Raw genomic sequence first — 19,243 nt, forward strand, 5'->3', positions numbered from 1 at the left:
CGCTTAAATGAATAGAACTATTTATATAGACATTTCGTATGCCACTATTGACGTTCGTTTGAAATATGCTATACTCGAAATACATGTAATTGATAATGAATATCATTATTAATTAGAATGATATAAAAATAATAATCATTATAAATGGAGCCGTTTTGGGGAGAGGATTGTGGATACATTCGTAATCCTAAAACGAGAAGGACTTACTATGAAAATACGTTATTTAGTAGTTGTGCTTATTCTTTTATCAATCGCCTCCGTTTTTATCGGAGTTTCAAACATTTCTATATTCCATATTTTCTCCATGTCGGAAGAGCAGGTTCATATTCTCACGGTCAGTAGGATTCCTAGACTTATTAGTATTTTAATTGCTGGCATGAGTATGAGTATTTCTGGGCTTATTATGCAACAACTCAGTCGTAATAAGTTCGTTTCACCGACAACGGCTGGAACATTAGATGCAGCAAGACTTGGTGTGCTTGTCTCATTAATGATATTTACGGCAGCTACCCCACTTCAAAAGATGCTTGTGTCGTTTGCATTTGCTTTATTAGGAACATTTTTCTTTATGAAAATCTTGGAGAAGATTAAATTCAAAGATGCTATTTTCATTCCGCTTGTCGGTTTGATGTTCGGAAACATCATCACTTCGGTGTCTACTTTTTTTGCTTATAAAAATGATCTCATCCAAAACATGTCTTCCTGGATGCAAGGCGACTTCTCGATGATAATGAGTGGAAATTATGAAATCATGTATATTAGTATTCCAATTCTTGTGATGGCATATTTATATGCGAATAAATTTACGATCGCTGGAATGGGAGAAGATTTTGCTAAAAATCTTGGGCTTAATTATCGTCAGGTAGTTAATTTAGGGTTAATTATTGTTGCACTTGTTACTGCTTCGGTTGTTTTGTCTGTTGGTGTCATTCCGTTTTTGGGCTTAATTATCCCCAATATCGTTACCATTTATCAAGGGGATCATTTAAAGAAAAGCTTAGTGCATACCGCATTACTAGGGGCAATATTTGTTTTAGCTTGTGACATTATTGGCAGAGTGATTATTTATCCGTATGAGATTCCGATCAGTTTAACAGTAGGTGTGATTGGAAGCGGCTTATTTATGTATCTGCTAATAAGGAGAAAACGCTATGGGTTATAGAAAAAAAACAATCATATTAGCTGTTATCGCTTTGTTATTAGCTATCTTGTTCATTTTCTACGATTTACACGGTAATATTGATTATATTCTGCCGCGAAGAGTCATCAAGGTCGTAGCGATCATTCTTACTGGGGGAGCAATTGCGTTCTCGACAGCAATCTTTATGACGATTACGAACAATCGTATTTTAACGCCAAGTGTCTTAGGCTTAGATTCGCTTTACTTACTCATTCAAACAATCATTATTTTTGTTTTTGGTTCGCGCTCACTCGTGATGATGAATAGTAATGTGAATTATTTGGTCTCTATCGGATTTATGGTGCTTTTCTCACTCGTCCTCTACCAGCTTCTATTTAAAGGCGAGAAGAACAATATTTATTTTCTGTTGTTAATCGGAATGATTCTTGGTACATTTTTCGGAAGCTTTACATCGTTTATGCAAGTACTTATTGATCCAAATGAGTTTATGGTTGCACAGGATAAAATGTTTGCAAGCATTAACAATGTTAATACAAATCTCGTTTATTTATCCATGGCACTTATTATCGGCGTTACGCTGTATTTCCTCCGGTTTTATAAATATTTGGATGTGCTTGCATTAGGGAAAGATCATGCTGTAAATTTAGGGGTTCCATATGATCGCGTCGTTAAACACTTACTCATCGTGGTTGCGGTGCTTATATCGATTGCGACTGCCTTAATTGGACCAATTACATTTCTCGGACTATTAGTGGTCAATCTCGCTTATGAATTTTTAAAAACATATCGTCATTTTTATTTAATTATCGGTTCCATGTTAATCAGTATTATTGCATTGCTTGGTGGCCAGTTTATCGTTGAAAAGGTGTTTACATTTGAGACGACGATTAGTGTTATCATCAATTTTGTTGGTGGCGTCTATTTTATATATCTTTTGTTAAAGGAGAATAAATCATGGTAGATATCAAAAATTTATTCAAGTCATACAATCAGAAAAAAGTGATTGATGATGTGTCTCTATCTATTGAAAAGGGAACAATTACATCCTTTATCGGGCCCAATGGCGCTGGTAAAAGTACATTGATATCAATGGTTAGCCGCTTAATCGCAAAAGATAATGGCGACATTACAATCGATGGCAAGGATATTATGAAAACAAAGAACAATGAGCTAGCTAAGAAAATATCGATATTAAAGCAGTCGAATGCCATCAATTTGAAGCTAACAGTTAAAGAGCTTGTTTCCTTTGGGAGATTTCCTTATTCGCAAGGGAAGCTAGGAAAAGAAGATTGGGAAAAAGTAAATGAAGCAATTCAGTACATGGAGCTTGAAGACATGCAGGATAAATTCTTGGATGAATTAAGTGGTGGACAACGACAACGTGCACATATTGCGATGGTAATCGCGCAAGATACAGAATATATTCTGCTTGATGAGCCGTTGAATAACTTGGATATGCGTCATTCCGTACAAATAATGAAAACATTACGCAGACTTGTGGATGAACTAGGAAAAACGATCTTGATTGTAATTCATGATATTAATTTTGCATCATGTTATTCAGATTATATTGTCGCCTTAAAGGATGGGAAGATTGTCAAGCAAGGTCGTACGTGTGATGTTATCGATAAATGTGTATTAAAGGATATTTATGATATGGATATTGATATTAAGAATATCGATGACAAACGAATTTGTGTGTACTTTTAGATCACTTGTGTTGTCTGCTCGAAACGTCTCATTTGAATAAAAAAAAGCTCCTCGCAATGGAAAAATACGTATAGGAACCATTGCGTGGAACTCTCACATGTTTATTTTAACCTATTTCTACAAATAGGTAAACGCGTTTAGAGAAAAGGCAATTTTTTATATAAACCATCATGTTAAAAGGAGGAATCGATTCTTTAATTATTAAAATAAATAAAGTAAACCATAATGTGGGGCAATGCAGTTGCCAGCACAAGTGATATATATAAGCTGAAAAGGAGATGTAAGCATGAAAAAACTTCAACTGTTGTTAGTGATTGGATTATTAACTTTATTCGTTGCAGCTTGTGGCACATCAGATAAAGATGAGAAAAATGGAGCAAAAGAAGGAACTGCTGAGAAAGCAGAAACAATTACTGTAGAGCATGAATTAGATACGACGGAAGTAACGAAAAACCCTGAGAAAGTCGTTGTATTTGATTTTGGAATTTTAGATACAATGGATAAGCTTGGAATTAAAGTAGCCGGCGTTCCACAAGCAGGTGTTATTCCTTCATACTTAGAAAAATTTGCTAGTGAGGATTACGGAAATGTAGGAAGTTTAAAAGAGCCTGATTTTGAAAAAATAGCTGAAATTAATCCGGATTTAATTATTATCTCTAGTCGTCAATCTGCTGTTTATGATCAGCTAAAAGAGCTTGCTCCAACCATTTATTTAGGTGTTGATCCTACAAAATATATGGACTCATTTAAAGAAAACATGCAAGTTGTAGCAGATATCTTTGATAAGCAGTCGGAAATAGATAACGAGTTAAAAGCAATCGATCAATCAATTGCAGGCCTGCAAGAGAAAACAAAGGATATGGATGAAAAAGCGCTAATCGTTCTTGCGAATGATGATAAAATTAGTGCGTATGGTCCTAATTCACGCTTTGGTTTAATTCATGATGTGTTTGGTGTGCCAGCTGTAGATGATAAAATTGAAGCATCAACACATGGGATGAATGTATCCTTTGAATATGTGCTCGAAAAAGATCCGGCTATCCTTTATGTAGTTGATCGTGGCGCAGCAGTTGGTGGAGAATCCTCTGCTAAACAGCTCGTAGAAAATACGCTAGTAAAGCAAACAAATGCATATAAAAATGATCGTATCAAGTATTTAGATCCTGAATTTTGGTATCTTTCAGGGGGCGGACTTGTATCAGTAAAGGAAATGATAAAAGAAGTAGAAGAGAGTCTGTAATAATTGGGTGGTGATTGGGGGTGTTCTTTTGGAACAACCCCATTTTTTGAACTGTGACGAACATGTATTGCAACGGAAAAGCCAATTAAATTTGTTATGTAATTGTAAACTATGGTAGTCAAGCCTAGCGGTGCAATGCTTTGAGAGACTCGAGGTTTGTTTTCTAACTTGATTTTTTTGTTTGCGTTATGTTTGAATAGAGAAACAATGTACAAGAAGTGAGGTTATTTGAATGAAAAAAATATGGATAGCACTTGTTGCAGGCATGCTTTTACTCGTTATAAGTGCCTGTGGTGATAATAAGGATGATTCTAAAAACAAGGAAGCAGCACAGCAATCGAAAAGTATTGAGATTAGTGATGCGGAAAAGGTAGAGGAAGATAAAGTTGTTGTCCATGTCAATGATCAGGAAATAAAGGGGTCACATTACAATTCGATTTATGTACAAACAAAGATGCGCCTGCATCAGTTTGGACAGGATACGAGTGATAAGGAAACGTTAAAGAATCAAACATTGGACGAGCTTGTAGCACAAGAGCTTATAAAGCAAGATGCCGAGGCACAAGGCGTGAACGTGTCAGAGGAAGAGGTGAAAACGGAATTTGATACGTTTAAAGCTGAAAATAAAGAGCAGCTAGCTGCCTATTTAAAGGAATACCATTTAACAGAAGATACATTTAAGTATCAGGTAAAGCTCAATCTTATTTTAGAAAAATATGTAGATGAAACAATGCAAGTAAAAGATGTTACCGAGGATGAAATAAAGAAAACCTATGATCAATTAAAAGAACAAAACAAAGAAATTCCAAAGCTAGAGGAAATCAAACCAACGATTAAAGAACAGCTTGTAAAGCAAAAGCAGCAGGAGCAGCTACAAGCAAAATTAGAGAAACTAAAAAAGAATGCTACGATTGAAAAGTTAATATAAGCTTGTGCCATCGCTCCAAATGGACGGTGGCTTTTTTATTTATGGAAAATGCTGCTTCATTTACGGTAAAATAAAAGGAAACTGCATGGCGAGCATAATGTAGTGGAGCTCGCTTATAATGAGGGAAAACAGGGTAATAAAAGCTGTGAGATCATATTATACGAGGAGGAGGACATTGAAACGAATCTATATCATTATCACCGTCGTCATAATATCTGTCTTTCTCATCTTATTTCTAAATAGAGGAGAAAAAGAATCCCGTTCCGCGTATTCAAAAAAGATTCCAAGTGTTCCAACGGTTTTTGTGCATGGTTATAAAGGAACCCATCGCTCTTTTAATGGGATGCTGCAACGTTTTGAAAAAGAGTACCAATGGGGTGTGAAAACGTTCGTTTACCAAGTATCGCCTGAAGGGAGAATCAAGGTTGCGAATAGTAGCATGAAGACGAATAAACCGGTATATGTACAGGTTATTTTTGAAGACAATCGTGCGAGCTTTGAAAACACTTCATTTTGGTTAGCTAGTGTACTGCAACATTTGAAAAAAGAGTTTCAAATCCCGCGAATTAATATTGTTGGTCATTCTATGGGCGGGATCATTGCATTAAAATATTTGGAGGACCATGCCGGTGCTGATGCACTTCCACGCACCGAAAAATTTGTTGCCATTGGAAGCCCTTTTGCGGGTATTTACCGGTCTGATTATTTTAATGTTCATCAGGACCAAGCAGCAGTAGATTTAAAGCGTGGTTCAAAAGCGTTAGAAATGTTAAGCACCCGTAAAAATCGAATACCAAAGGAATTGCAGGTGCTCAATATAGGTAGTACAGGAGATGACATAGCGGTAACGGAAAGTGTCCAATCTCTCCAGTCCTTGGTTTCCATTGAACAATACAAAGAGATTATCATTGAAGACAAATCATTAGGTCATAGTGCATTACATGAAAGTACACAAGTAGACAAACTTATTCACGATTTTTTATATGGCACATATGATGGGATTTCAGAGTAGATTTGCCCTATGGATGTCTTGTAGACCGTTTTAAGCGAGGAAAAAACGATAATGAAGCAAGCTGCTATTATTTCCTTTCCTTTTATGAACATCTCTTTTGGTAGAATATCTTATTTTTAGAGTGGAAAGGTATTATTTTTTAGCTTACAATATAAAGGATGGGAATTTTTAATGATCAAATGAAGGAAAATGACTAAAGGAATGGTTTAATTGATAAATCATCATGTGTATGAAGAACTAGTTCGCATTGCATCTAAGCAAAACGTGTTGATGAATGAATGTTTAAAGGATCATCTGTACACGAAGCTCGGGGGCAAGGCTGATTTTTTTGTCACACCAGAAACGTATGAGCAAGTACAGCAAATTGTAAAGCTAGCAAACAAAGAAAACATTGCGTTTACGCTTTTGGGTAATGGCTCGAACTTAATTATTAAAGATGGCGGTATCCGTGGCATTGTGATGAACCTCGGAAAACTGAACAAAATCGCTGGAAACGGTTTGAAAATCACGGCGCAAAGTGGGGCGCGCATTATTGATACTTCACGCGAAGCGCTACACTTACGATTGACAGGATTAGAATTTGCTTGCGGTATCCCCGGCTCTGTTGGAGGAGCGTTATACATGAATGCAGGTGCATATGGCGGTGAAATAAAAGACGTGCTAGAAAGCTGTATTGTCGTCGATCGGAATGGGGAGCTACTGAATTTGGCTGCCGAAGAATTAGCACTAGACTATCGTACGAGCAATATTCCGGACAATGGTTACATTGTATTAGAAGGAACCTTTGCTTTACAAGCAGGTGACTATGAGGAAATAAAAGCAGTGATGGATGATTTGACCTTTAAGCGTGAATCAAAACAGCCGTTAGAATATCCATCCTGTGGTAGTGTGTTTAAACGACCACCAGGATACTTCGCAGGGAAATTAATTCAGGATAGTGGACTGCAAGGAAAGCAAATAGGTGGTGCACAGGTATCCTTAAAGCATGCCGGCTTTATTGTAAATAAAGAGAATGCTACCGCTACGGAATACATTGAATTGATTCAACATGTTCAAGCAACGGTAAAAGAAAAATTCGGTGTCCGTCTAGAAAGAGAAGTTCGTATTATTGGCGAGGATTTAGAGAAATAACAAAGCCAGTACCATTCCATTTAATAATCGGAGTGGTACTGGCTTTTGCATCACTGTTTATAACTAAGAACGGAATCTACTTAAGAAGCTAGCAAGCCGTTCATTTTTAGAGTGCTCTAACACTTCACTTGGTGAACCTTCTTCTGCAATGACACCATTATCAAGAAATACGATACGATCGGCGATTTCCTGAGCGAATTCCATTTCATGTGTTACAAGAACCATTGCCATTTCTCCTTCGCGGGCAATATCTCGAATTACTTCAAGCACTTCACCAACAAGCTCGGGATCAAGCGCAGAGGTAACCTCGTCAAACAGCATAATCTTCGGCCGCATGACAAGTGCACGTGCCATTGCAACACGTTGCTTTTGACCACCGGAAAGCTGGTTAGGGTAATTATCTAGCTTATCTCCAAGACCAACCTTTTCAAGCATTTCGATGGAGCGTTGTTTTGCAGAGGCTTTGCTTTCCTTTTGCACATGAATTGGCGCTGTCATACAATTTTCTAAGATTGTCATATGTGGAAACAGATTGAAATGCTGAAATACCATACCAATGTTTCCTCGAACGGCTCGTAAATGCTTTTCGTTCGCTGGAACTAGCTGACCATTTTTCTCCATGTGCCAGAGATTTTTGCCATCTACAATTATTTCTCCAGATGTCGGCTCCTCTAATGTCATGAGCATACGAATAATCGTTGTCTTTCCAGAGCCACTCGGTCCGATAAGGGCTACTTTTTCTCCAGGTCGAATGTCCAAATTAATGCCTTTTAATACTTCGACATCGCCAAATGCTTTATGGATATCTTCGTATTTCACAATGGGTTCCATTTGAGAAAAATCTTGTTTTTTTATCTCTTTTTTAATCGTAGTATCTGTCATTACACTACAGCTCCTTTACTTTCTTGTAGGGCTTCATCCTTATCAAAACGGCGATTGATTTTTTGTTCTAGCTTCCGAATCATAATAGCAGAAGGATAGCTTAGAACAAGGAATAAAATCGCTACAATCGTTAGAGATTCTAAATATCGGAAATGCTGTGCACCGAATTCATTGGCAATATGCAGCATACCTGTAACACCAATCGTCGCTGCAAGGGGAACTTCCTTAAACATAATAATTAAATAGTTTCCTAGCATTGGAATGGTAGGTGGAACTGCCTGTGGAAGAATAATCTTTCTCCATTTCTGTATGGTAGAGAAATTTAACGCTTTAGAAGCCTCCCATTGCCCTTTATTTACACTTTCAATTCCTGAACGATAAACCTCACCAATATACGTACTATAATGTAGACCAATTCCAAGCACCGCACTTAAAAATGCTGGTAGCGATACCCCAATTCCAGGAATCATTGGCCAAGCATAATAAATAAAAAACAACTGAACAAGTGGAGGGGTGGATCGGATAAACTCCATCACCCATGTTACCGTCCAATGAACGATTTTAATAGGGATACGTCTTAAAAATGTCCAAGCGAATCCAAAAATGAGTGCAAAGAGATAGCAAGCGATTGTCAGTGCTACGGTAATACTAAGCCCTTCTAGAATGAGTGGGAATGCATCAAAGAATAAGTCCCATTTCCAATTCATTGACTAGCCACCCCTTTCTTTGAAATGCTTTCCATTTTTCTAGTAAGAAAGATCAATGGTAAAGCAAGTATAAAATAAAATACGAGCACGAGAAAATAAATAGTTGGTGCCATGGATAGTTCTGAGCTTCGTAGTAGATTTCCATGATATAAAATATCTGTCATACCGATTAACGATACAAGGGATGTAGCTTTTAGCATCTGAATTAAATAATTGCCAAACTCCGGTAGCATCATTTTAATTGCTTGAGGTAAAATAACGAGTCGCATCTTCTGAAAACGATTCATATTAAGTGCAGTTGCAGCTTCGGTTTGTCCGTTTGCCACAGATAGGATCGAGCCACGAACAACCTCTGACATATAAGCACCATAATTTAGGGCAATTGCTAATACACCTGCTAATAGGTCATTCCCTAGATTTATATTAAATAGCATCGGGATGGCATAATAAAACCAAAAAAGCTGTACAATCAACGAAGTGCCTCGAAACACTTCAACATAAACGCCAGTAAATTTCCGTAAAAATACATTGTTTGATAGGCGGCACAGTCCTGCAATAAAGGCAAAAAGATAGCCTAAGGCAGCAGATAATACGAGAACAATAATTGTAATATTCATCCCTTTAAGCAGGACGGGAAATACTTCCGTTATTGTATTCAATGTAAATCACTCCTTTTAGAATGTTTTTTATGGCGTCAAACGAAGCAAGTTCAATGCGAAGTAAAACATGCTTCTATCGAAGATGAATATAACGTGTTATCCATCTGGAGAGACGCGGGTAAGGAGAAGGAGGTAGAAAAGGAGATTAATGAAAGCACGCTACACACAAAAGAAATGGGTCTGACTCCCCTGGGTAAGGGAGCCGGACCCTGTGGAGTTTTCTATCATTTTTTCTTTTCTAGTTAAGTAGGATGAAACCGTTTATTCAATTTCTCCTTTACATACTTTCTCTGTTGTAATAGTATCTGGAACACTATTTAATTCTCCGTCAAAGTAGTTATTGTTCAATATTTCAGCAATCGTTCCATCTTCTTTTAGCTTTGCAAGTTCCTTGTTGTAAGCTTCGCGTAAGGCGTTATCTTCCTGATGGAAGGCAGCGGCACCATAGCTTGGCACACCTTCTATATCTGGTTGCTCAAAATCGGCAACAAATTCTAGCTTATCGGAGTTTGCTGATTCTAAAGCCATCCGTACAGTTGCTTCTGTCCCCGTTGTTGCATCCGCTCGGCCTGATTCAACTGCTGCAAATGTAGCCGGGATGTCTGGCGCGTTTTGGATTTGGCTTGGGTCGACTCCTTCACTTTTCAAGAAATCATTTTCAGTTGCTCCTGACATAACAGATACGACGGCCTCCGGATTAGCTGCAATATCTTTATAGCTTTTCAAATCGAGAGGATTTCCTTTTTGTACGATAAGTCCTTCCCCATATTTCATTTCTGGATCACCAAAGGCCACATTTTCACAACGATCTGGTTTAATGGCCATTCCAGCAGTGACAACATCGAACTTTCTAGCATTAAGTCCAGAAACTAACTGACCAAATTCCGATAGTTTTCCATCAACTTCTTCAATGCCAAGTTCTTTGAAAACAGCCTTTGCTATATCTACTGCGGCACCTTTTAGTTCTCCATCTTCTTCATATGCATACGGCTTTTCATTGGCAAAGCCGACAGTTACCTTACCAGCTTCTTTTAACTTTTCTAGTGAGTTGTCCTCTCCATCTCCACTTGTATCAGAACCACAAGCAGCAAGTAGAAAGAAGGACATCCCTAATATTGAAGCAATGACTATTTTTTTCACCTTATAAAGACCTCCCTTTTTTTCTGTAACGTCTGCGTTTCACATGATATGGAAAACGAGAGCTTCCCACGCAGACACACTTTAATACTATCGATATTAGAATTATCATTCAAACGTAGTATATTTGGATAATTCGAATATATTTTCGGTATAAAGGGATTGAGAAAGATAGGCTTGTGTATACTGAAACATCCTCCCATATTGTTAATTTTGCTCTTAAATACCAATGAATTGCTATAATTTCCTTTTAACTGGATGTTGATGATTGGGGAAGGAAGTTATATGGATGTTTGGTATAATAAAATTATATAAAGTGTTTGGCTAGTGAAGCTCTGGTGGAGACATTCAGATAGCTGGCAATGGGGAAAGGGGGAGTAGTGATGATTGGTTGGATTATTGGGATGATTGCAATCTGTGTTGTTATTTTAGTTTTATCATTATTTACTATTTCGAAAGGGTACGCATATAAGCATACGATTGATCCGCTCCCAGATAATGATCAAGCGGGCAACGCATCGGAAGGTAATAATACACCTTAAAACAACTCTAAAAAAGGGATCAATCATCGTTTATTGGTGAATCGACCCCTTTTTTGTTTACAACGTTATTATGAAGTAGCATATTTCGTTTTGAATAATGAAAGGAATTTCTAAAGCAAAAACGTGAAACCTTTCGTTTACCCTTACAGTATAATAGAAGAAAGGAGGGAAATAATGATTGTACTTTTCGTTTGTGTGATCGGTTATCTCTTTGGCTGTTTGCATGGATCTCAGTTAGTTGGAAAGCTAAAGAAAATTGATATTAAAAGCGCAGGAGTTAAAAATGCTGGCGCGTCTAATACAACTATCCTCTTAGGCTGGAAATATGGGATTTTGGTCGGACTTATAGATATTTTTAAAGGCACGTTAGCAATCTTACTTGTTTTATTTCTTTTAAATGAAAATGGAATTACTGGAGATACAAGAAATTTGCTAGTTTATGTTACCGCACTTTTTGTTATTTTAGGACATAATTATCCGGTTACTATGAAGTTTAACGGTGGAAAGGGAACAGCTTCACTTGTTGGCATTCTCCTGGCAATCGATTGGAAAATAGCCGTTATTGGAATTGGTATTCTTCTATTATTAACGTTTACAACAGATTATCTTGTCATTGGTGTTCTTTTTATGTATGTTTCATTTTTAATTACGACATATTTCTTTTTCGGCATAGAGCCAGCACTCATTGTTGTTATATTATCTTTTTTAAGTGTGATGAAGCATCTGGATAATTATAAACGGATTCGAACAAAAGAAGAAACGAGAATATCGAGCATGTTTGGGAAAAAGGCTAGTTAGGAGATGAAGAAGATACATGTTGCATAGCATCATTTGGATATTAATTGCATTATTATTTATCGGTAGTTTTATCGGATTGGTTTTTCCAATCATTCCTTCCGCGCTGTTTATATGGGTAGCATTTATTTTATACCATTTCATTATTGACACAACGGTGCTTAGTGTTTCCTTTTGGGTTATCATGGTCATCCTTACAGCCATTTTGTTCGGTGCAGATATCATCACAAACCGTTTTTTTGTAAAGCAGTATGGAGGGAGTAAGTGGGGAGAACGCGTTGCGGCATTAGGTGTTATTGTTGGCTCTTTTATCCTTCCTCCGTTTGGTATTCTGCTCGTCCCATTCATTGCTGTTTTATTCGTGGAAATGGGTCAAAAAAGAACGAGCAGTGAAGCAGTTAAAGCGGCTTTTGGTTCGCTTTTAGGGTTTTTAGGAGGTACATTTGCAAAATTCGTTCTGCAACTTATTATGATTACGTGGTTTTTGATTGTTGTTTTATTTTAACGATTTATTTGATGAAGCGGCTGGAACACGAAGTTTACTTCGTTGTTCGAGCCGCTTTTTGAGAGAAGGGCGGAGGAGCTACTTCTGATATTAAGCATCTGAGTCTAAAAAGTCCCCCACTTGTTTTTCATAAGGTGTCATATCATAGTTAAAATAAAGCTTTGTCGCTAAGCGAACGGGGTCACCGAAGAAGAATCGTTCGTATAATGCTTCCCGTGTTCCAAAAGAGCTCATAGATACATCCCATGCGAGTCGGAAAAGCCTGACGCGATCTTTTGCATCTTTCGTTGCAGCTTGTAAATAATGCTCGAGATCTTTGCTGTTTTCAGAATGAAAAGCTTGCTCTGATGGAATAGACATTAAGCCACTTGTACCTAATTGCTGTATAATCTCGACAAAACGAGGATATGCACGTGGGAATATGTTGCTAGCAATTTGTAAAACTGTTTGATCAGGACGCATGAAGCCTGAATCATCTAATTTTGCTTGTGCTTCTGATTGAAGTAACAATGCTTTCATAGTTTCTAAAGCGATAATTATTTCGGACGCTTTCTCCTGCACGTGCTGATATTCTTGGATTTGAATCGTTTTAATGATGGATTGCACAATGCCTAAAATAAATTCTGTTTTGATAACTTGTCGGGAAACGACTTGGTGAAGCGCGAAGGCATTAAAAGAACTTGCCGGAATAAACCGATTTGAGATGGGCAAGTTGTCATAGTAGAAAACGCGCTCCCATGGAACGCATACATTGTCGAATACAACGATTGTATCCATCTCCTCATATTTTGAGCTTAACGGATAATTAAAGGTGTTCTCACCAAGAACAAATGATTCGCGACAAATAAAGGATAAGCCACTCGTATTACTCGGAATGGCAAAAGCAAATCCGTTTGCTTTATCTTGAATGCCACCGGCTGAGAAAACCATGATTTCATCGGTTATTCCTCCTTGTGTCGCAAGAAGTCGAGCTCCCTTAATGATTAATCCTTCTTCATTTTTATCCACTACTTTTGCAGCAATCGGTGCATCGTTTTCTTCAATATAAAACTGGGCTCGATTTACTTGGGGATCAACAAATGTATGTGTGATAGATAAGTCATTTTCTCGTGCAAATGCATAGAATTGATGGATATTTTCTGGAAAGCAGTTTTCCTCTCCATTCAACAAATCACTAGAAGCAGCGAATGCCATTAATACGGTGTTCATGTAATCTGGACTTCTGCCCATCATCCCATTCGTATGCTTTGCCCATTGCTGAATCATTTGTCTTCTTTTAGTAAGCTCTTCTTTTGTTGTCGGTTGTAAAAAAGAAAGTCCCACAGGCTCCCCGCTTAGAGGAGACGTGTACGTCATGGATTCCTGTTGTGTTGCAGTATGCTGTAAATCATACAATGCTGCTTGTGTCTTCATCACGCCTTTAAAAGCAGGATGCTCTGATTTTTTTCCGGTTACGCGTTTCCCGTCAATCCATATCCTTGTATTTAAGCTATCAATTCGGTTTATATAGTCATTTCCGGTTATAGCAGGCATGTTTTCACCTCTAATATGGTAGTTAGTATTTGTTTTTAGTTTATTGATTGTGATTAAATTTTGTTACAAAGGTATGGAATGGAAACTTTAACTATGTCGAACGTAATTTATGCTAAAAAATAAGCTTAAAAATCCATCTGCTCTTTTTTCCATGCTATAATGACGATAGCAAATAAGCGGAACTAAAAATAAATCGAGGAGGCAATCTTATGGGAAAGCGTGCATTGCTTAATGTTGACTATACGGTTGATTTTGTGGCTGATGAAGGAAAGCTTACCTGTGGTTTACCTGGACAAGAACTAGCAACATACATTGCGGATGAAACAGAGGCATTTATTGAGGCAGGTGATTTTGTCGTATTCGCGATTGATGCACACAAAGAGGGAGATCAGCTTCATCCGGAAAGTAAGCTATTTCCGCCGCATAATATTATTGGCACAACTGGTCGTGATTTATATGGCAGATTAAAAGCGGTCTATGAAACACATAAGGAAGCTCCAAATGTTCATTATATGGATAAAACACGATACAGTGCCTTTGCAGGAACTGACTTAGAGCTAAAGCTGCGTGAACGCGGGATAACAGAGTTGCATTTGGTCGGAGTTTGCACCGATATTTGTGTTTTGCATACGGCAGTGGATGCCTTTAACAAGGGTTTCGATATTGTTGTTCATAAAAATGGTGTTGCCAGCTTTAATCAAGCAGGTCATACATGGGCATTAGCTCATTTTAAAGAGACATTAGGAGCACGCGTCATATAGACGACGGGAGGTGTTGTGCATGTCGCAATCAATTTTTATATCGAATCAGTTTGATGCCTATCCATTGCGAAAAGCAACGCCTTCGGATGCAGATGCTGTAATTCGTATATTGAAGGATGCTGCGGTATGGATTCAGGCGAAAGGCATTTCCCAATGGGAGTATTTACGCGCTGGTGGCGAAGATAATGAGATTATCCAAGATATTCACAAAGGTACGACATATGTTGCGGAAGCGAAAAACGGACAAATTAAGGCATCGTTTAATCTTTCCGATATACAGAATGCTTGGGATCTTGAAATGTGGGGTGAAAAGCATGACCACGCTTATTACTTACATCGCTTGGTCGTTCATCCAGAATATCGTCATCGGCAGCTGGGAAAAAAACTACTCGCATGGATTGATCAAAACCTTGGAGGGAACAATAGCTGTATCCGGCTAGATTGTGTTGGCAGGAATGACGTGTTAAACAAGTTTTATCAACAGGCTGGATATACGTATATTGGAAAAGCAGGCGTTGGCGAAGATGCTTTTTCTTTATATGAAAAGCGATTGCTGCGCAGTTCTTGACTTTACAGTGCGCCCCCTTTATATTAGGATTAATGAAGCTTTACGAGTTTTATCAAATGCTCGTTTAATTAAATAAGAAAACGTTGAAAAGGATTAGTACAGATAGTGTCTATGGTAGAGAGGGAATGGCTGGTGAAAATTCCTATAGACGATACTGGAACCTGCCTTGGAGTTTCGCACTCAGATGCTATTATGCTGAAGAGCTGCGCGGTTTTTACCGTTATCAAATGAAGTGTGCATGTTGTTTGTTTTAAATGGAATCGACAGCTGCAAACAAGGGTGGTACCACCAATCCTCGGTCCCTTACAGGATGGGGGTTTTTTTGTATGCAAAAGCGTGTAATGAGAGATGAAATAAATATTATATTGAGGTGCTAGAGATGGGAAAAAAGAACAAGCAATTTGTAGAAAAAGTAACGGCAATGGAGGACGACTTTGCCCAATGGTATACTGACGTGGTAAAGCAATCAGAGCTCGTTGATTATGGCTCTGTTCGTGGAACAATGATTATTAAACCATATGGCTTTGCAATCTGGGAAAATATTCGCGATGAATTTGATCGTCAGTTTAAGGAAACAGGACATTCCAATGTTTATTTTCCTTTATTTATTCCAGAGAGCCTATTACAAAAGGAAAAGGATCACATCGAAGGCTTTGCTCCAGAAGTAGCGTGGGTAACCCACGGAGGTGACGAAGAACTTCAGGAACGACTTGTTGTTCGTCCAACATCGGAAGTGCTTTTTGGTGAATATTATGCAAAGAATATTCATTCATATCGTGATCTTCCAATGCTTTATAATCAATGGGCAAATGTCGTACGCTGGGAAAAAACGACGCGACCATTTTTACGCTCTTCTGAATTTTTATGGCAGGAAGGACATACGTGTCACGCTACACGTGAAGAAGCTCAAGAAGAAACGAATAAAATGCTTGGAGTCTATGCGGATGTATGCGAAAACTACCTGGCAATTCCTGTACTACAAGGGCAAAAAACTGAAAAAGAAAAATTTGCTGGGGCAGAGTACACATTAACGATTGAAAGCTTAATGCACGATGGAAAGGCATTACAATCCGGAACCTCCCATTACTTAGGAACAGGTTTTGCGAAGGCATTTGATATCCGTTATCTTGATAAAAATGGCGATCAACAGCTTGTTCATCAAACATCGTGGGGTGTATCTACGCGAATTATGGGCGCATTGATCATGGTGCATGGAGATAATCGTGGGTTAGTTTTACCACCAAAAATTGCCCCAACTCAAGCAATTATTGTTCCGATTGCACAGCATAAGGAAGGTGTGCTTGATAAAGCATATGCATTAAAGGATGCGTTAAAACAGCATGTCCGTGTAGATATCGATGCAACAGACAAAATGCCTGGCTGGAAATTTAATGAGTATGAAATGAAAGGGATTCCTGTTCGTATTGAAATGGGACCAAAGGATATAGAGAAGGAACAAGTAGTTCTTGTACGCAGAGATACGGGAGATAAGGAATTTGTTCCATTAACGGAATTAGAAAGTCGATTACCAAAATTATTAGAAGAAATCCAACAAAATATGTATGATAAAGCATTGGCCCATCGTCAAGAGATGACTTCCGTTGCTACAACAATGGATGAGTTTTCTTCTGTGTTAGAAGAAAAAGGCGGATTTATTAAAGCAATGTGGTGTGGAGATCTTGCTTGTGAAGAGAAAATTAAAGAGGATACATCGGCTACCTCTCGTTGTATTCCTTTCGAGCAAGAACGTGTATCTGAAACTTGTGTTTGCTGTGGCAAGCAAGCAAAAGAAATGGTTTACTGGGCAAAAGCTTATTAATCGTTCAAGTTGTTGCTTGGTTTTTCCACAATAGAAATAAGATGATGTTTTTCCGAAGCGGAACCATCATTCATGCGAATAAAAAGTCCGGAAAGGGCTTTTTATTTTTGCGCAAAAAAAGAAAAACGGCAATTAATTTTAAAAAGTAGTTGCATTTTTATTGTATATCATGGTATAAATATACATAATAACTTATAAAAATACATACAGGTGAATAAAAATGAAAACAAAGCTAAAAACAGAACTAGAAAACATAAAAGAAGCATTGATCGAGATGAGTGATCATTTATATGCAAATCCAGAGCTAGGAGATGAAGAGTATGCATCAATGCAATTGCTCACGGATTATCTCCAAGCACATGGATTTCATATCGATAAAGGAATTGTTGATCGGCCGACAGCTTTTCAAGCAGTGTATAAAAGTCCAAAGGCAGGACCGACGATAGCCTATTTAGCAGAGTACGATGCACTTCCAGGTGTTGGACATGGATGTGGTCATAACTTAATTGGAACGATGAGTGTTGGGGCAGCTGTTACGCTAAGTAAAGTGCTGGAGGAAGTTGGAGGCACTGTCATTGTCTTTGGAACACCTGCTGAAGAAACAAATGGTGCAAAGGTGCCAATGAGTGAGAAAGGCATTTTTAAAGGCATTGATGCGGCAATGATTCTGCATCCAAGTGATCAATCCTACCAAAGCGGAGAATCGTTGGCGATGGATGCGATCCAATTCGCCTATACAGGAAAGTCCGCACATGCTGCTGCTTCACCAGAAAAAGGAATTAATGCACTGGATAGTGTGATTCAATTATTTAATGGCATCAATGCATTACGGGAGCATGTGCCATCAGATGTACGGATGCACGGAATCATTGCTGAAGGAGGAAAAGCTGCAAATGTCGTCCCAGATTATGCTGTTGCACAGTTTTATATTCGCGCGAAGGAACGCGTGTTATTAGATGAAATAGTTGCAAAGATAAAGGCAATTGCAAATGGTGCAGCATTGATGACCGGTTCAAAGCTAGAAATCTCAAACTATGAATTAAGCTATGACAATATGGTAACAAATGAAGCATTGTCACATGCATTTACTGCGAACTTAGAAATGATAAGTCCTTATCCAATTGAAGCAGCAAAAATGGGGTCAGGCTCAATAGATATGGGAAATGTGAGCCATGTTGCCCCAGCAATTCACCCTTATATTGGAATGAACCAACCAGGGTTGGTTGCCCATACGACAGCATTTGCAAATCAAACAATTACGGATGAAGGACACCGCACCCTCGTTGATGGTGCTTTAGCTTTAGCTTATACCGGCTATGACCTATTATCGGATCGTGCATTATTACAAAAAGTAAAAGATGAGTTTCATAGAAAGTAAAGGGAGAGAAGAAAATGAAAAAATCAATGATAACTGGAATTTTATTTATTTTATTTGTTAGTTTGTTAACTGCGTGTGGATCATCAGAACAATCGAAGAAAGGTGAACAAGGAGAAGAAAAAGTGTTGAAAATGGCGACCTCTGCTGATTTCCCTCCATTCGAATCACGTGATAAGGAAGGGAATTTTGAAGGCTTTGATATTGATTTAGCACAGGCGATTGCCGATGAACTAGGCTATAAGCTAGAAATTGAAGATATGAAGTTTGATGGATTAGTAGGAGCGCTGCAATCTAAGCGTGTGGATATGGTATTAGCTGGAATGAGTGCGGATGAAAAGCGGAAAAAGAATGTGGATTTCTCCAAGGAATACAATCGTTCAGGAGAGATGTTCATAAGTAAAGCGGATCAGTTTGCATCTGATTTAACAGCCTTAAAAGGAAAAACAGTAGGTGTTCAGCTTGGTACGATTCAAGAAGAAGGAGCAGACAAGCTTGCAGAGGAATATGGATTTCAAGTTAAGAAGGTTGATAATGCTAGTGTTTTAATTCAAGAGCTGCAATCGAATCGCATTGATGTTGCTTACATGGATAAAACCGTTGCAAAAGGATATATCGATTCACAAGGTCTGAAAGGATTTGATGATCCCACAACAAGCTCACCTGGCATGGGAGTTGCCTTTCCAAAGGGCAGTGATTTAGTAGAGAAAGTAAATAACATCCTTGATAAATTTGAAAAAGATGGCACCATCGATGCATTAAAGAAAAAGTGGCTTACAGAAGATCAGATATAAACGA

At 38.1% G+C, this 19,243-nt stretch carries 20 protein-coding genes and 1 other annotated feature; of the genes, 15 read left to right on the forward strand and 5 right to left on the reverse strand.

Annotated features, from left to right (window positions below; translation table 11 throughout):
* Nucleotides 1-208: 208 nt before the first annotated feature.
* From QBK89_RS09675 to murB, 7 genes are all read left to right on the forward strand, one after another.
* Complete coding sequence (locus tag QBK89_RS09675) at nucleotides 209-1,162, forward strand: ABC transporter permease (protein ID WP_284140840.1); 954 nt, start codon at nucleotides 209-211, stop codon at nucleotides 1,160-1,162.
* Nucleotides 1,152-2,102 (forward strand): iron chelate uptake ABC transporter family permease subunit, encoded by a 951-nt coding sequence (locus QBK89_RS09680; RefSeq protein ID WP_284140841.1) that lies wholly within the window; start codon nucleotides 1,152-1,154, stop codon nucleotides 2,100-2,102. Before QBK89_RS09675 ends, QBK89_RS09680 begins: the two co-directional genes overlap by 11 nt.
* Nucleotides 2,096-2,851 (forward strand): iron ABC transporter ATP-binding protein, encoded by a 756-nt coding sequence (locus QBK89_RS09685; protein ID WP_284140842.1) that lies wholly within the window; start codon nucleotides 2,096-2,098, stop codon nucleotides 2,849-2,851. Before QBK89_RS09680 ends, QBK89_RS09685 begins: the two co-directional genes overlap by 7 nt.
* Before the next feature lie 286 nt (nucleotides 2,852-3,137).
* The gene (locus QBK89_RS09690) at nucleotides 3,138-4,091 is read left to right on the forward strand and encodes a siderophore ABC transporter substrate-binding protein (protein WP_284140843.1); all 954 of its coding nucleotides are present in this window, start codon (nucleotides 3,138-3,140) and stop codon (nucleotides 4,089-4,091) included.
* A 232-nt stretch (nucleotides 4,092-4,323) separates the two neighbouring features.
* Nucleotides 4,324-5,019 carry a SurA N-terminal domain-containing protein gene (locus QBK89_RS09695; protein WP_284140844.1) on the forward strand — a complete coding sequence of 232 codons (696 nt, stop codon included), beginning with the start codon at nucleotides 4,324-4,326 and terminating at the stop codon, nucleotides 5,017-5,019.
* A 175-nt stretch (nucleotides 5,020-5,194) separates the two neighbouring features.
* The gene (locus tag QBK89_RS09700) at nucleotides 5,195-6,031 is read left to right on the forward strand and encodes an alpha/beta fold hydrolase (protein WP_284140845.1); all 837 of its coding nucleotides are present in this window, start codon (nucleotides 5,195-5,197) and stop codon (nucleotides 6,029-6,031) included.
* A 210-nt stretch (nucleotides 6,032-6,241) separates the two neighbouring features.
* The gene (murB, locus tag QBK89_RS09705; protein ID WP_284140846.1) at nucleotides 6,242-7,162 is read left to right on the forward strand and encodes a UDP-N-acetylmuramate dehydrogenase; all 921 of its coding nucleotides are present in this window, start codon (nucleotides 6,242-6,244) and stop codon (nucleotides 7,160-7,162) included.
* 63 nt (nucleotides 7,163-7,225) lie between these two features.
* On the opposite strand, the gene ehuA is transcribed toward murB, so the two are convergent.
* The 4 genes from ehuA to ehuB form a co-directional block, all read right to left on the reverse strand.
* Entirely contained in the window at nucleotides 7,226-7,993 is a 768-nt protein-coding gene (gene ehuA, locus QBK89_RS09710; RefSeq protein ID WP_443089777.1) for an ectoine/hydroxyectoine ABC transporter ATP-binding protein EhuA, read from the reverse strand.
* A gap of 50 nt (nucleotides 7,994-8,043) precedes the next feature.
* Complete coding sequence (ehuD, locus tag QBK89_RS09715) at nucleotides 8,044-8,751, reverse strand: ectoine/hydroxyectoine ABC transporter permease subunit EhuD (protein ID WP_284140848.1); 708 nt, start codon at nucleotides 8,749-8,751, stop codon at nucleotides 8,044-8,046.
* Entirely contained in the window at nucleotides 8,748-9,410 is a 663-nt protein-coding gene (gene ehuC / locus QBK89_RS09720; protein ID WP_284140849.1) for an ectoine/hydroxyectoine ABC transporter permease subunit EhuC, read from the reverse strand. Before ehuC ends, ehuD begins: the two co-directional genes overlap by 4 nt.
* Before the next feature lie 261 nt (nucleotides 9,411-9,671).
* Nucleotides 9,672-10,550 carry an ectoine/hydroxyectoine ABC transporter substrate-binding protein EhuB gene (ehuB, locus tag QBK89_RS09725; protein ID WP_284140850.1) on the reverse strand — a complete coding sequence of 293 codons (879 nt, stop codon included), beginning with the start codon at nucleotides 10,548-10,550 and terminating at the stop codon, nucleotides 9,672-9,674.
* Nucleotides 10,551-10,930: 380 nt separating this feature from the next.
* Here ehuB and ytzI point away from each other — a divergent pair, with 380 nt between their 5' ends.
* From ytzI to QBK89_RS09740, 3 genes are all read left to right on the forward strand, one after another.
* Complete coding sequence (gene ytzI / locus QBK89_RS09730) at nucleotides 10,931-11,089, forward strand: YtzI protein (RefSeq protein WP_284140851.1); 159 nt, start codon at nucleotides 10,931-10,933, stop codon at nucleotides 11,087-11,089.
* Between the two features lie 174 nt (nucleotides 11,090-11,263).
* Nucleotides 11,264-11,887: a glycerol-3-phosphate acyltransferase gene (locus tag QBK89_RS09735; RefSeq protein WP_284140852.1), complete on the forward strand. Its 624-nt coding sequence runs from the start codon at nucleotides 11,264-11,266 to the stop codon at nucleotides 11,885-11,887.
* 16 nt (nucleotides 11,888-11,903) lie between these two features.
* On the forward strand, nucleotides 11,904-12,389 hold the full coding sequence (locus QBK89_RS09740) for a DUF456 domain-containing protein (protein ID WP_284140853.1): 486 nt from the start codon (nucleotides 11,904-11,906) through the stop codon (nucleotides 12,387-12,389).
* Nucleotides 12,390-12,479: 90 nt separating this feature from the next.
* Here QBK89_RS09740 and hpaB read toward each other — a convergent pair whose 3' ends face one another.
* On the reverse strand, nucleotides 12,480-13,922 hold the full coding sequence (gene hpaB, locus QBK89_RS09745; protein ID WP_284140854.1) for a 4-hydroxyphenylacetate 3-monooxygenase, oxygenase component: 1,443 nt from the start codon (nucleotides 13,920-13,922) through the stop codon (nucleotides 12,480-12,482).
* Between the two features lie 209 nt (nucleotides 13,923-14,131).
* On the opposite strand from hpaB, the gene QBK89_RS09750 reads away from it, so the two are divergent.
* From QBK89_RS09750 to QBK89_RS09770, 5 genes are all read left to right on the forward strand, one after another.
* Nucleotides 14,132-14,683: a cysteine hydrolase family protein gene (locus tag QBK89_RS09750; RefSeq protein ID WP_284140855.1), complete on the forward strand. Its 552-nt coding sequence runs from the start codon at nucleotides 14,132-14,134 to the stop codon at nucleotides 14,681-14,683.
* A gap of 19 nt (nucleotides 14,684-14,702) precedes the next feature.
* Nucleotides 14,703-15,251 carry a GNAT family N-acetyltransferase gene (locus tag QBK89_RS09755; protein WP_284140856.1) on the forward strand — a complete coding sequence of 183 codons (549 nt, stop codon included), beginning with the start codon at nucleotides 14,703-14,705 and terminating at the stop codon, nucleotides 15,249-15,251.
* A gap of 74 nt (nucleotides 15,252-15,325) precedes the next feature.
* Nucleotides 15,326-15,558 (forward strand) — a binding site (T-box leader).
* A 72-nt stretch (nucleotides 15,559-15,630) separates the two neighbouring features.
* Complete coding sequence (gene proS, locus QBK89_RS09760) at nucleotides 15,631-17,070, forward strand: proline--tRNA ligase (protein WP_284140857.1); 1,440 nt, start codon at nucleotides 15,631-15,633, stop codon at nucleotides 17,068-17,070.
* Between the two features lie 220 nt (nucleotides 17,071-17,290).
* Nucleotides 17,291-18,448, forward strand: coding sequence for a M20 family metallopeptidase (locus QBK89_RS09765; RefSeq protein WP_284140858.1), 1,158 nt, complete (start codon nucleotides 17,291-17,293; stop codon nucleotides 18,446-18,448).
* Between the two features lie 14 nt (nucleotides 18,449-18,462).
* Nucleotides 18,463-19,239 (forward strand): transporter substrate-binding domain-containing protein, encoded by a 777-nt coding sequence (locus QBK89_RS09770; RefSeq protein WP_284140859.1) that lies wholly within the window; start codon nucleotides 18,463-18,465, stop codon nucleotides 19,237-19,239.
* The last annotated feature ends 4 nt before the right edge of the window (nucleotides 19,240-19,243 follow it).

Source organism: Virgibacillus sp. LDC-1 (genome assembly GCF_030137545.1).
GTDB lineage: Bacteria > Bacillota > Bacilli > Bacillales > Amphibacillaceae > LDC-1.

Bases quoted from the DNA above. Each gene is read 5' to 3' on its own strand.
- QBK89_RS09675 (WP_284140840.1), top strand. From the start codon at position 209: ATGAAAATACGTTATTTAGTAGTTGTGCTTATTCTTTTATCAATCGCC.
- QBK89_RS09680 (WP_284140841.1), top strand. From the start codon at position 1,152: ATGGGTTATAGAAAAAAAACAATCATATTAGCTGTTATCGCTTTGTTA.
- QBK89_RS09685 (WP_284140842.1), top strand. From the start codon at position 2,096: ATGGTAGATATCAAAAATTTATTCAAGTCATACAATCAGAAAAAAGTG.
- QBK89_RS09690 (WP_284140843.1), top strand. From the start codon at position 3,138: ATGAAAAAACTTCAACTGTTGTTAGTGATTGGATTATTAACTTTATTC.
- QBK89_RS09695 (WP_284140844.1), top strand. From the start codon at position 4,324: ATGAAAAAAATATGGATAGCACTTGTTGCAGGCATGCTTTTACTCGTT.
- ehuA (WP_443089777.1), bottom strand. From the start codon at position 7,993: ATGGAACCCATTGTGAAATACGAAGATATCCATAAAGCATTTGGCGAT.
- ehuD (WP_284140848.1), bottom strand. From the start codon at position 8,751: ATGAATTGGAAATGGGACTTATTCTTTGATGCATTCCCACTCATTCTA.
- ytzI (WP_284140851.1), top strand. From the start codon at position 10,931: ATGATTGGTTGGATTATTGGGATGATTGCAATCTGTGTTGTTATTTTA.
- QBK89_RS09735 (WP_284140852.1), top strand. From the start codon at position 11,264: ATGATTGTACTTTTCGTTTGTGTGATCGGTTATCTCTTTGGCTGTTTG.
- QBK89_RS09740 (WP_284140853.1), top strand. From the start codon at position 11,904: ATGTTGCATAGCATCATTTGGATATTAATTGCATTATTATTTATCGGT.
- hpaB (WP_284140854.1), bottom strand. From the start codon at position 13,922: ATGCCTGCTATAACCGGAAATGACTATATAAACCGAATTGATAGCTTA.
- QBK89_RS09750 (WP_284140855.1), top strand. From the start codon at position 14,132: ATGGGAAAGCGTGCATTGCTTAATGTTGACTATACGGTTGATTTTGTG.
- QBK89_RS09755 (WP_284140856.1), top strand. From the start codon at position 14,703: ATGTCGCAATCAATTTTTATATCGAATCAGTTTGATGCCTATCCATTG.
- proS (WP_284140857.1), top strand. From the start codon at position 15,631: ATGGGAAAAAAGAACAAGCAATTTGTAGAAAAAGTAACGGCAATGGAG.
- QBK89_RS09765 (WP_284140858.1), top strand. From the start codon at position 17,291: ATGAAAACAAAGCTAAAAACAGAACTAGAAAACATAAAAGAAGCATTG.
- QBK89_RS09770 (WP_284140859.1), top strand. From the start codon at position 18,463: ATGAAAAAATCAATGATAACTGGAATTTTATTTATTTTATTTGTTAGT.